At 74.5% G+C, this 11,762-nt stretch carries 9 protein-coding genes and 1 pseudogene; 8 read left to right on the top strand and 2 right to left on the bottom strand.

Annotated elements, in window-relative coordinates; genetic code table 11:
- Positions 1 to 87: 87 nt before the first annotated feature.
- Entirely contained in the window at positions 88 to 549 is a 462-nt protein-coding gene (locus tag H7H31_RS04360; RefSeq protein WP_187063696.1) for a helix-turn-helix domain-containing protein, read from the top strand.
- 5 nt (positions 550 to 554) lie between these two features.
- Positions 555 to 923 carry a HepT-like ribonuclease domain-containing protein gene (locus tag H7H31_RS04355; protein WP_187063695.1) on the top strand — a complete coding sequence of 123 codons (369 nt, stop codon included), beginning with the start codon at positions 555 to 557 and terminating at the stop codon, positions 921 to 923.
- A 115-nt stretch (positions 924 to 1,038) separates the two neighbouring features.
- On the opposite strand, the gene H7H31_RS04350 is transcribed toward H7H31_RS04355, so the two are convergent.
- Together H7H31_RS04350 and H7H31_RS04345 are read right to left on the bottom strand one after the other, a co-directional pair.
- Positions 1,039 to 1,518, bottom strand: a complete 480-nt coding sequence (locus tag H7H31_RS04350; RefSeq protein WP_187063694.1) for a hypothetical protein — start codon at positions 1,516 to 1,518, stop codon at positions 1,039 to 1,041.
- The gene (locus H7H31_RS04345; RefSeq protein WP_176164947.1) at positions 1,511 to 1,879 is read right to left on the bottom strand and encodes a hypothetical protein; all 369 of its coding nucleotides are present in this window, start codon (positions 1,877 to 1,879) and stop codon (positions 1,511 to 1,513) included. The genes H7H31_RS04350 and H7H31_RS04345 overlap by 8 nt, the downstream gene beginning before the upstream one ends.
- 150 nt (positions 1,880 to 2,029) lie before the next feature.
- On the opposite strand from H7H31_RS04345, the gene H7H31_RS04340 reads away from it, so the two are divergent.
- From H7H31_RS04340 to cbiE, 6 genes and pseudogenes are all read left to right on the top strand, one after another.
- On the top strand, positions 2,030 to 2,683 hold the full coding sequence (locus tag H7H31_RS04340; RefSeq protein WP_187063693.1) for an HAD-IA family hydrolase: 654 nt from the start codon (positions 2,030 to 2,032) through the stop codon (positions 2,681 to 2,683).
- 391 nt (positions 2,684 to 3,074) lie between these two features.
- Positions 3,075 to 4,151, top strand: coding sequence for a methionine ABC transporter ATP-binding protein (locus H7H31_RS04335; RefSeq protein WP_187063692.1), 1,077 nt, complete (start codon positions 3,075 to 3,077; stop codon positions 4,149 to 4,151).
- Positions 4,148 to 4,810: pseudogene (locus H7H31_RS04330) on the top strand (methionine ABC transporter permease); the annotation flags it as partial. The gene H7H31_RS04335 and the pseudogene H7H31_RS04330, both read left to right, overlap by 4 nt.
- Before the next feature lie 389 nt (positions 4,811 to 5,199).
- Positions 5,200 to 6,045 (top strand): MetQ/NlpA family ABC transporter substrate-binding protein, encoded by an 846-nt coding sequence (locus tag H7H31_RS04325; RefSeq protein ID WP_187063690.1) that lies wholly within the window; start codon positions 5,200 to 5,202, stop codon positions 6,043 to 6,045.
- A gap of 143 nt (positions 6,046 to 6,188) precedes the next feature.
- A complete protein-coding gene (locus H7H31_RS04320; RefSeq protein WP_176164952.1) occupies positions 6,189 to 6,827 on the top strand; it encodes a GNAT family N-acetyltransferase in 639 nt (212 codons plus the stop codon).
- Between the two features lie 199 nt (positions 6,828 to 7,026).
- Positions 7,027 to 8,259, top strand: a complete 1,233-nt coding sequence (cbiE, locus tag H7H31_RS04315) for a precorrin-6y C5,15-methyltransferase (decarboxylating) subunit CbiE (protein ID WP_187063689.1) — start codon at positions 7,027 to 7,029, stop codon at positions 8,257 to 8,259.
- Positions 8,260 to 11,762: the final 3,503 nt, after the last annotated feature.

Below are 11,762 nucleotides of genomic sequence, written 5' to 3'. Positions count from 1 at the left end.
CCCGTGCGACCTCTCACCCACCACGGGCCGCTACCGCGCGGGCCGGGCGATACGCGAGATCGTTGATATCGAGAGGGGGGGGTCGCCATGGCATCTCAGAGCACCCCAGCACAGCTCGTCGATATGCGCCGGGCCGCCGGACTGACCCAGCGGGAACTGGCTCAACTGTCCGGCGTCGCCCAGCCCAACATCGCCGCCTACGAGAACGGCACCCGCCGACCGTCGCCGAAGATGCTGGCACGCCTCACCGCCGCCGCCAAGCCGCGAGCGTCCGTCGCACTGGCCCGGAGCAAAGCCGAGGTGAAGGCGCTCGCCGCCCGCCACAAGGCGCTGAGCGTCAAGGTCTTCGGCTCGGTCGCCCGAGGTGAGGACCGCCCCGGAAGCGACCTCGACCTGTTGGTGAAGTTCGCCCCCGACGCCTCCCTGTTCGACCAGATCGAACTCGCCCAGGATCTGGAGGACACCCTCGGAGTCAAGGTCGACGTCATCAGCGAGGGCGGCCTGCGCGGGAGCCACGACGCCATCACGGCCGAGGCCAAGCCCCTGTGAGCACCGTGCAGCCTGAACCGCCCCACCGGGAGTCCCTGGACGCACGCACCCGTCAAACCCTCCTCGACTTCCTCGACTTCGCCGCCACCGGCGCCCGACTCGTCGCACGCGGACGTGACACCTACGAGGGCGATGAGATGCTCCGACTCTCGGCCGAGGCGATCCTGCACCGCATCGGGGAGGCGGTGAACCGCCTCGACGGCGAGTTCACGGCGTCGCATCCCGAGGTGCGGTGGCGTGCGATGAAAGGCATGCGCGACCTCGTCGCCCACGGCTACGGCGCCGTCGACCACGGCATCCTCTGGAACGCCCTGGTGCACAGCCTCCCCCGGAAAGCCGCCCACGTGCGGAGAATTCTCGACGAGAGACCATGAGCCCCCGGAACACCGCGCGCTGCGCGCCGGCGTCCATGACACCGGCGGCCCGTGGCGCGCCCACGGTTGAGCCGCATCCCGCTGGCCGAGCCCTGGCCGGAGCTTCAGCCGCCGGTTAGGCGCGCTGGGCCCGCCGCAGCCAGAGCAGGCCGGTCACCGGGAGGAAGATCGGGATGAAGAGGTAGCCCATGCCGTAGTCCGACCAGACCGTGGCGTCCGGGAAGGCGGAGGGTTCCACCAGCGTCCAGGTGCCGACGGTGAGCACGCCGACCAGTTCCGCCGCGCAGCACAGCAGGGCCGCCTGCCGGGCGCCCTCGCCGCCGCGCACCAGCGAGACCGTGATGAACGCGTACACCAGCGCCGAGACGGCCGAGAGCACGTAGGCCAGCGGCGCCTCCTCGTACTGGGCGATGAGCTGGTAGAGCGAGCGGGAGGCGGCGGCGACGGTGAAGACGCCGTAGACCAGGACGAGCAGGCGGCCCGGGCCCTCGCCGATCGCCAGGCGTCGGCCGCGCCGCTCCGGCTCGTCGGCGCCGGCCGGACCGGCGGCCCCGGGCTCGGGGGTCTCGGACGCGGGCGTCTCGGACTCAGGCATGGCCGCCCTCCCACACGTCCCACAGCCGCACCTCAAGCACCGCGAGCACCACCGCGCCCGCGGCGACCGTCACCGAGCCCCAGCGGGTCCGCTCCGAGAGCGACATGAACCCGACGGCGGGGATCGCGCAGGCGGAGCCGATCAGATAGGCCACGAAGACGGTCGTGCTGTCGTCGGGCTTGTCCCCCTGTGCCAGCCGGACGATCCCGATCACGAGCTGTGCCAGTGCCAGCACCGTCACCACGGCCATGCCGATGAAGTGCCAGTCCTTGGTCGGCTGGTCGAGATAGGCGGCGTGGCCGCACCACGCGGCGAGGGCCAGTGCGGTCAGACTGACCGCCCACGTCAGCGCGTCGAACACCGGCACCTCCGCTCGGGGGTGCGCGCGAGACGGGGGCGCACACAGGGATTGACAGCCATGCGACGACTCTAATGGCCCCCGGCCCGGCCCCGGCCCGCGCCCCCTGGGCGCCATCCGGGCATCCCACGGCAGCGCATACGCTGGCCCGCCATGAGGATCTCCGCGGCGGCCCTGCTCTTCGACAACGACGGCACCCTGGTCTCCTCGCTGGCCTCGGTGCGGCGCTGCTGGACCCGCTGGGCAGGGGAGTACGGGGTGAGTGCCGAGGCGTTCGCGCGGATCGAGCTGCACGGCCGGCCCGCCGTCGACATCATCGGCGACCTGCTGCCGGCCGAGCGGATACCGGGCGCGCTGGCGCGCATCGACGCGCTGGAGGCGGCGGACGTGGCCGGCGGCGTGACGCTGCTGCCCGGCACCGCCACCCTGCTCGCCGCCCTGCCCGCCGACCGCTGGGCGGTGGTGACCTCGGCCAACCGCCGGGTGGCCACGGCACGGCTCGCCGAGGTGGGCATCCGGCCAGGTCAGCTCGTCTGCGCCGACGACGTGCGGCGCGGCAAGCCCGACCCAGAGCCCTTCCTGCTGGCCGCGCGACGCCTGGGCGTGGACCCGGCCCGCTGCGTGGTCTTCGAGGACGCCCCGGCCGGGCTCGCGGCGGGCCGGGCCGCGGGCATGAGGACCGTGGCCTTGACCACAACCACACCCGTGGACGATCTTCACGCGGACGCCGTCATAAAGGATCTTTCGTGCGTATCCGTGCAGGTCGGGGCCGATGGGTTGGAATTGATCGTCGACGAACGGCCATGATCACGCGCTGTCCACGCCTTGACCGGACGAGTCCGCCATTTGGACAGGCTTGATCGAGCCACGCGCGTGTCTGGTTTACTTGCCCGCATGACCACCACGAGCAGCCGCGCCACAGCGACCGAGGCGAACATGACGCCCGGTGCTCGTTGTATGTGTCGAATGTGTGACCGCTGAGGGCCCCTGCCGGAGCCTCGCGCCCCGAAGCGAGACCGCGCGCCGCAGCGTGTCCGTGCGCACCGCGTACGACGCGAGACGCGCCCCGCGCCGCCGGAAGCCGGAGCCGGACAGTGATGACCGCGCTCGCCGGAGAACTCCGTATGCCGTGTTCCGCAATGAATGCCCCGTGCCGGCACTCCATCCGCCGCGCACTCGACAGTGACGGAAACCCCCTGTGATCACCACGACGGGCCTGACAAAGGTCTACCGCTCACGAGGCCGCGAGGTCACCGCGCTCGACGGCGTCGATCTGCACGTCCGCGAGGGCGAGGTGTTCGGTGTCGTCGGCCAGAGCGGCGCCGGGAAGTCCACCCTCATCCGCTGCGTGAACCTCCTGGAGCGCCCCAGCTCCGGCACGGTCACCGTGGCCGGCTCCGACCTGACCGCGCTCGCCGGCAACAGCCACCGCGCCAGCGCCGCGCTGCGCCAGGCCCGCAGCCGCATCGGCATGGTCTTCCAGCACTTCAACCTGCTCTCCTCGCGCACCGTGCAGGGCAATGTCGAACTCCCGCTGGAGATCCTCGGCATATCCGGCAAGGAGCGCTCCCGCAAGGCGATCGAGCTGCTCGGCCTCGTCGGCCTCGCCGACAAGGCCAGGGCCTACCCGGCGCAGCTCTCCGGCGGGCAGAAGCAGCGCGTGGGCATCGCCCGCGCGCTGGCCGGCGACCCCAAGGTGCTGCTCTCCGACGAGGCGACCTCCGCCCTCGACCCCGAGACCACCCGCTCGATCCTCCAGCTCCTGCGCGACCTGAACCAGCAGCTCGGCCTGACCGTGCTGCTCATCACGCACGAGATGGACGTCGTCAAGACCGTCTGCGACTCGGCCGCGCTGATGAAGGGCGGGCGGGTCGTGGAGACCGGCACCGTCTCCGAACTGCTCGCCACCCCCGGCTCCGAGCTCGCGCGCGAGCTGTTCCCGGTCGGCGGCGACGCCACCGGCGCTGGCCGCACCGTCGTGGACGTGACGTTCCTCGGCGAGGCCACCAGCCAGCCGGTCATCTCGCAGCTCGCGCGCACGTACAACATCGACATCTCGATCCTCGGGGCGGCGATGGACACCATCGGCGGGCGCCAGGTCGGCCGGATGCGTATCGAACTGCCCGGCTCGTTCGAGGAGAATGTGGTGCCGATCGGCTTCCTGCGCGAGCAGGGTCTGCACGTCGAGGTCGCGCCCGACGGCGCGGCGTCCCCCGCCGCGTCGACCGCCTCCGCGCGGGCCGTCGCCGCCCCGGCCGAGGAGGGTGCCAAGTGACCTGGTCCGAGATGTGGCCCGCGCTGAACGACGCCAGCCTCGACACCCTGTTCATGGTCTGGTGGTCCACCGTCTACGCCGTCCTCGGCGGCCTGCCGCTCGGCGTGCTCCTGGTCCTCACCGACCGGGGCGGCCAGCTCCAGAACGTCGTGGTCAACAAGACCGTCGGCGCCATCGTGAACATCGGCCGCTCGCTGCCGTTCATCATCCTCATCGTCGCGCTGATCCCCTTCAGCCGCTTCGTCGTCGGCACCTCCATCGGGCCCACCGCCGCGGTGGTCGCGCTGGCCATCGGCGCCATCCCGTTCTTCGCCCGGCTGGTGGAGACCGCGATCCGCGAGGTGGACGGCGGTCTCGTCGAGGCCGTGCAGTCGATGGGCGGCGGCACCTGGACCATCGTCTTCAAGGTGCTGCTGCCGCAGGCGCTGCCGTCCCTGATCGCGGGCCTGACCACCACCGTCATCACGCTCATCAGCTACTCGGCGATGGCCGGCGCGGTGGGCGGCGGCGGCCTGGGCAACCTGGCGATCGTCAACGGCTACCAGCGCTCGGACGACCGACTGATGCTGGTCACCGTCATCCTGCTGGTCGTCGTGGTCACCATCGTGCAGTTCATCGGCGACGTGGTGGTTCGCGTCATCGGCCGCCGCACCGGCACCATCCCCGCCGGCGCGAGCTGGCTGCGGCTGCCCCGGCCGCGCAAGGCCCCCGACGCCACGGCACCGAAGGCCGCCACGCCCGACGTCGCCGACCGCGCCGCGCTCGCCACCGCCGGCACCGCCCCCGCGACGGCGGCCGAGGCCACCACCGAGGCCCCCGCCACGGCCGAGCAGACGGTCGTGACCAAGGCCGAACCCGAGGCCGCCACGGCGCCCGGCGCCGGCCGGCCCGACGACGAGCCCACGGCATCGGCCCAGCCACGGACCGGCTGACCCGCTGCCCCCGCGCCACACCGCTCTCCCCGTCCCCACGCCAGCCCGGACCCTTTGCCGGGCGTACCACTCGCGACAGCCAGTGGTTGGAATCCGTCCAGAAAGAGGCACTCTTCGTGCGCAACACCATCAAGCTCTCCGCCGCCGCCGCGGTCGCCGCCGCGGCCGCCCTCGCCCTCAGCGCGTGCAGCGCGCCCTCCGACTCCAAGGACAGCGGCGACGAGGACTCGGCGCTCATCGTCGCCGCGAGCCCCACGCCGCACGGCGACATCCTGAAGTTCGTCAAGGACAACCTGGCGAAGAAGGAGGACCTGAAGCTGCAGGTGAAGGAGTTCAACGACTACAACCTCCCGAACACCGCCACCGAGAACGGTGAGGTCGGCGCCAACTTCTTCCAGCACCAGCCCTTCCTGGACGAGTTCAACAAGAAGAACGGCACCCACATCGTGCCGATCGTCAACGTCCAGATCGAGCCGCTCGGCCTCTACTCCAACAAGGTCAAGAAGCTCTCCGACCTGGGCTCGGGCGACTCGATCGCGCTGCCCAACGACGTCAGCAACGAGGGCCGCGCGCTCAAGCTGCTCGCCGACAACGGGCTGATCGAGCTCAAGCCGGGCGTCGGCAGCGGTGCCACCCTGAAGGACATCAAGGACAAGAAGGGCCTGAAGCTCACCGAGCTGGAGGCCCCGCAGATCCCGGCCCGCCTCGGCGACGTGGACGCCGCCATCATCAACGGCAACTTCGCCATCGGCGCCAAGCTCAAGCCGGCCACGGACGCGCTCGCCCTGGAGAAGGCCGAGAACAACCCGTACGCCAACTTCCTCGCCGTCAAGAAGGGCAAGGAGGACGACCCGCGGGTCAAGAAGCTGGCCAAGCTCCTGAACTCGCCCGAGGTCAAGAAGTTCATCGAGGACAAGTACGAGGGCGCCGTCATCCCGGCGTTCGGCGCCCCGAAGGGCTGATCCACGCCCTCGCCGACCACGGCCCCGCGCACCCCTCGGGCGTGCGCGGGGCCGTCGCGCTTGGCACATGAGCCGCCGCATGCTGCATGCTGGTGCACTCAGACGGCCCCGGGCACATACATCTCTCCGCGTTGGAGCAGCGCATGACACGCACCTTTCCGGACGTATCCATCAGTACGGACCGGCTGGAGCTGCGCCCCTTGGAGCTGGCCGACGTCCTCCCGCTGACCGAGATGATGAACGACGAGCAGATCGTGGCCTGGACCTCGGTCTCCCACCCCTACACCGCCGACCGGGCCCGCGACTGGATCACCCGGCGCGCCCCGGTCGAGCGCACGCAGGGGCGCGGCATCGTCTTCGCGGTCTCCGAGTTCCTCACCCAGCGCCTGGTGGGCGTCGTCACCCTCTTCCACACCGACTGGCGCACCCTCTCCACCGAGATCGCCTACATCACCGCCCCCTGGGCCAGGGGCGAGGGATACGCCAGCGAATCCGTCCTCGCCGTCGCCGACTGGCTCTTTCGCTCCCAACGCTTCGAGCGCCTCGAGATGCGCACCGCCGCCGACAACACCGCCGCCCAGCAGGTCGCCCAGAAGATCGGCTGCATCAGCGAGGGCGTGCTGCGCAACGCGTGGATAGCCCGCTCGCGCACCGAGGACGGTGGTTGGGCCGACATCCGCACTGACCTGATCGTCTGGAGCCTGCTCCCCGAGGACCTCGACGGCGGCCCCGGACAACACATCGACGACTCCGGCTACGCCACGCTGCCCAGTTGGCGCTGAGCAACCCGCACCACCGGTCTGGACCAGTCGGAGGTACGCTCACCGTGACCCCGCCTGCCACGCCGCCCACGGCTCGGTAGCGCCGGCCCGTACGCGCTCCGCTGCCCGGCCCGCACGACCCCGTTCACGCCCTCCCCGCGCGACCGCTCTCCCAAGTACGCCGCGGGGTCCGCGATCACAGCCCAGGAGACTGACACAGATGGCCGACCGCGTCACGGTGATCGGATGGGACGGCTCCCCCCTGACAGACGCGGCCCGCTCCGCCGTCGCCGCCGCCACGCTGGTCGCGGGCGCCGCCCACCACCTGGCCCTGCCCGAGGTCCCGCCCGGCGCCGAACGCATCCGACTCGGCAGCGTCGACCTGGCCGCCCGCCGCATCGCCGGACACCGGGGCTCGGCCGTGGTCTTCGCCGACGGCGACCCCGGGTTCTTCGGCGTCGTCCGGGCGCTGCGCGCCCCCGAGCACGGTCTCGAGGTCGAGGTGGTCCCGGCCGTCTCCGCCGTCGCCGCGGCCTTCGCCCGCGCCGGCATGCCCTGGGACGACGCCCAGGTCGTCAGCGCCCACAGCCGCGACCTGCGCCGGGCGGTCAACGTCTGCCGGGCCCACCCCAAGGTCGCCGTCCTCACCTCGCCCGGCGCGGGCCCCGCCGAACTGGCCCTGCTGCTCGGCCCCGTGCACCGTACGTTCGTCATCTGCGAGGCGCTGGGCACCGAGCACGAGCGGATGACCGTGCTCACCTCGGACAAGGTCGCCGACCACACGTGGCGCGATCCGAACGTCGTCATCGTCATCGGCGGCGCGGGCCAGACCACCGCCCCGAGCGGCCCGCAGGGCGGCGGCTGGATCGCCGGCCGCGACCCCGGCTACCCGCCGGCCATCCGTGGCTGGGCGCTGCCCAGCTCCGCCTACGGCGCCGCCGCCGACCGGGGCGAGGGCGAGTCCCGCTGGCTGCGCGCCGGCCAACTCGCCCGCCTCGGTCCCCGCGTGGGCGACCTGGTCTGGGACATCGGCGCCGGCAGCGGGGCCGCCGCGGTCGAGGCGGCCCGGTTCGGCGCGGCGGTCATCGCCGTCGACCAGGATGCGGACACCTGTGGCCGGATCGCGGCCGTCGGTCGGCGTTTCCAGGTGCAACTCCACGTGGTGCACGGCGCGGCGCCACAGGTACTCGAAGACCTGCCGGAGCCGGACGTGGTCCGCATCGGGGGCGGGGGCGCGGCCGTCGCCACCGCGTGCGCCGCCCGCCGCCCCGAACGCATCGTCACCCACGCCGCCACCCGTGACCAGGCGGAAGCCATCAGCAGGGCACTCTCGGACGGGGGTTACGGCGTCGAGTGCGTCATGGTCCAGTCGATGGAGATGGACGCCCGGGCCTGGTCGGAGCGCGACCGCGCGGTCGCCTTCCTGATCTGCGGGCACCGGCCCCACCCGTGACCCCCGCCCAGCGGGCCCGGGGTAGGCTGGCGGACCGTTGTACTGGCGTTCGGCCGAGGCCGCGTTCGCGCCCATGACCTGGGCGCACCGCATCCGGCGGGGCTCGCGGTACGACGGGCGGGGGGACGCGCCACGTGCCGCGCAGCGCGGACGCTCGTTCTTGCTTGAAAGCAGTTGGAAGGAGCACTGAGCGATGGGCGAGGGGTACGCATGACCGACACCGGCGAGATCCCAGGCGAGGGACTGCCGGCGAACGCAGGCGGACAGCCCGGAGCGCCGCGCCCGGCGGATGCTCGTGCTACCGCCGACGTCGCACCAGGCAACCCACCCGGCCAGGCGGGCCGCCAGACGGCCGTGGCCTACTCCTTTGACACCGACGAACACGAGGACCACCCCGACCACATGGACCAGGGCGAGCACGGTGAGGACGATGATCTGCTCCTGATGCCCGGCGCGCAAGGGGCCTGGGCGGAACAGCAGCCGCGCTACCACCAGGCGCGGCCCCCGGCGGCCCACCCGGCGCCGGCCGGCGCGCACGAAGCGGGCGGCCGGGACACCGGCTCGCTCGCGTACGACGAGGTCCGCGGCGCCCAACCCGGCGCGCCCGGCCAGCCGCTGCCGCAGGCCCAGCCCGCGCCGCACGAGCAGCCCGCGCGCCGCCCACCGCACGCGCGCCCGCAGCTCGCGGAGCAGACCGGCGGCGTCGTACGGTCCCTCGCCGACCGTGGCCCGGCCGGTCCGCGGACCCCGGCGCGTCCCCAGGGTGCCCCCACGGGCGGGTCCGAGTACCTCGACGGAGCCGGCGGCGCGGACAGCCCCGAACTCCCCGGCGCGGCCCCCGCCCAGGCCGGGCCGCAGCGGGCCGAGCCCTGGCAGCCCCAGTCCCAGCCTCAGTCCCCGTCAGCCGCTCCCACGGCCCAGCACGTCGCGGGCGCCCCGGCAGAAACGGTCGGCCGCCCGACTGAGGCTCCCGCCACGGGTTCCGGCCCGCAGCCGGAGCCGGCGCGCCAGCCGAACACCACCGGCGCCGAGCAGCAGGGCGCGCCCGCCGCGGCGAACTCCGTGCCCGCGCCGCGCCAGGCGGCCGGCCAGTCCCAGCCGCGCCCCAGGCAGCCGCGCTACGAGGCGCCGCGCGTCGTCGGCCGCCCCCCGGTCGCCTCCCCACTGGTGGGCCCCGCGCGCACGGCCCCCGCGACGCCGGCGCCCGGCGCCGCCCAGACCCCGCCCGTCGAGGGCCCCGCGCGGCAGGCGCCGGCAGCCACCGGCACGCCCGCCGACGGCGAGCAGCGTGCCGCCGCACCGGCACCGGCCAACGCCGATCAGCAGCCCGGGCCCACGGACCCGACGGCGACTCAGTCGGCTCCCGCCCCGCAGCCCGTAGGCCCCGACCAGGGCGAAGCCCGGCAGCAGCCGGCTGGTCAGCCGCAGCCGCAGCCCGGCGCGCCCGCACCGGCGACGCCGCAGCCCGAGACGCCCGAGCCGGCGCCCGGCGCGGCGATAATCACCGACGCCACGACGCCACCAGCAGCAACACCAGCACCGCAGCCCATCGCCCCGGGCGCGCCGGAGCCCACCGCCGCGCCCGTACCGCAGGCCGAGCAGGCCGGCGCGGCGCCCGCGCAGCAGGCCGCCGCCGCGCCGCTGCCCGCCGAGGTGTCAGCCGACGCCGCGCCGACGGTCGGTCAGCAGGGCGGTACGGCACAGCCGGCGGGCCCGCTGGCCGCGCAGTCGCCTGCCGCCGTCGAGTCCGTGCCGCAGCGGGGCGAGGCCGCCGGTTCACCCGCGGCCGGCCCCGCGCCGGCGCGGACCAGTGCCTCCCACGCGCCCGTGCAGGCCGCGACCGACGGCGCGACCGCGCCGGCAGCCGACCAGCCGCAGGCGGCGCAACAGCCCGCGGGTGAGCTGGCGGAGCCTGCGCAGCAGGCTTCGCCTCCGTCGGGCGGATCGCGGGGCGCGCGGCGGCGACCGCGGCGCGCGGCAGCGGTCGAGAACGTGCCCACCCCGGCCGACCCGAGCGCCGTCCCCTCGGGTACGGGGCGCCGGCGCAAGGTCACCACCACCGCAACGGAACAGGCCCCCGCAACCCAGCAGTCCGCCGCGAAGGCCGGCGCGCAACCCGTGGCCCCCCAGGGCGCGGAGCCCGTGGCCAACGCCGCGGCCACCCAGCCCGGTGCCACGGCTCAACCCGCCGCAACCCCCGCCGACTCCGGCGCGAGCGCGGCGGGCGTACCGCTGCCCGTCGACGCTGACGGCCACGCCGACGCGGGTACGGGCGGGATGACGCGCGCCGGCGCGCAACCCTCGCCCGACGCTCCGAACGAGGTCGCCCCCGCGCAGGCCGCGCTGGCCGAGGGTGCGCAGCCGGCCCAGGCCGCGCCGCAGCAGCCGACCACCCCGACGAACGCGGCGACGCCCACCCCGGAGGCGGCAACCCCCGCCCCGGGCGAGGCCCCCGCCGTCCCCGGTGAGGAGTCCGCGCCGCCGCCTGCCGGCACCGCCACCGCCGGCCCGGCGAAGGCCGCGACCGACGCCCCGGGCGCACATGCCAGCGCACCAGCCGCCGACGCTCCGACCACTGAGCCCGTCGTGGCCGAACCCGCTACGGCGAAGCCGGAGCCGGGCCCGCAGCCGACGCCGGAGGCGGCTCCCGCTGCCGGTGCGGGGCGTGGCCGACGCGCTACCGCCCCTGTGGCCCAGCCGGCCGAAGCCCGGCCGGCCCCCGTGCCGCCGCAAGCGGCGGGGCAACCAGAACACCCCGTACAGCCCGTACGGTCCGCACAGCCCGAACAGGACGCACCACTGCCTGCCGAGACCGCACCCCAGTCCACGCCCGGCGCTCCCGCCGGCGCGCAGCCCCCCGCCGCCGGCACGCCGGCCACCGCGGTGGCCCCGCAGCCGACCGGAGCCGCGCAGCCCCCCGGCACGCCCCCCGGGGCCCCGGCGACCGCGCCGGAGGCCGCGGCACCAACCGCTGCGGCACCAACCGCCGCGTCAGGCGCCGCCGAAGCGCCCGCCACTGACGCGCCGACCGACCCCGCCGCGCCGGCGCAGGGGGATGCCGCGCCGGCCAAGCCCACGCCGCAGGCCAAGTCGGCGGCCAAGGGGCGGGCCACGGCGAAGCCTCGGCGTACGGTGGCGAACGGCGTGCCCGTTGCGGGCGTCGCCAGCGCGTCGAAGTCCGATGCGGGTACGGGTGCCGAGCCCGCGACGGACGAGGCGACCACGGCCGATGCCGCCGCGCCCGCCGCCGACCAGCCGCCCGCCACGGTCACGGCACCGGACCAGCCGTCCGCCACCACCGACGCGGTTGCCGACGAACAGGACGCCTCGGTTGAGGCAGCCTCCGCGCAGAGCGCGGACCAGGGCAGCCCGGCCGCGCCGCAGGACCCGGCGTCGGAGCAGGCCAGCACCGCCCCCGACGCTCAGCCGACCGAGGCCCCGCCGGCCGATGCCCCGGCTGCCGAGGCGTCAGGCGACGAGGCGTCGGGCAACGAAGCGTCGGG

Origin of the sequence: Streptomyces buecherae, assembly GCF_014295035.1 — a bacterium.
GTDB classification, from domain to species: Bacteria; Actinomycetota; Actinomycetes; order Streptomycetales; family Streptomycetaceae; genus Streptomyces; species Streptomyces youssoufiensis.
The sequence above is the reverse complement of the archived record's forward strand: the minus strand, read 5'-3'. Positions and strand labels throughout refer to the sequence as shown.

Excerpts from the sequence above, each read along its gene's own strand:
- H7H31_RS04360 (WP_187063696.1), top strand. The coding sequence starts at position 88 with ATGGCATCTCAGAGCACCCCAGCACAGCTCGTCGATATGCGCCGGGCC.
- H7H31_RS04350 (WP_187063694.1), bottom strand. The coding sequence starts at position 1,518 with ATGCCTGAGTCCGAGACGCCCGCGTCCGAGACCCCCGAGCCCGGGGCC.
- H7H31_RS04340 (WP_187063693.1), top strand. The coding sequence starts at position 2,030 with ATGAGGATCTCCGCGGCGGCCCTGCTCTTCGACAACGACGGCACCCTG.
- H7H31_RS04320 (WP_176164952.1), top strand. The coding sequence starts at position 6,189 with ATGACACGCACCTTTCCGGACGTATCCATCAGTACGGACCGGCTGGAG.
- cbiE (WP_187063689.1), top strand. The coding sequence starts at position 7,027 with ATGGCCGACCGCGTCACGGTGATCGGATGGGACGGCTCCCCCCTGACA.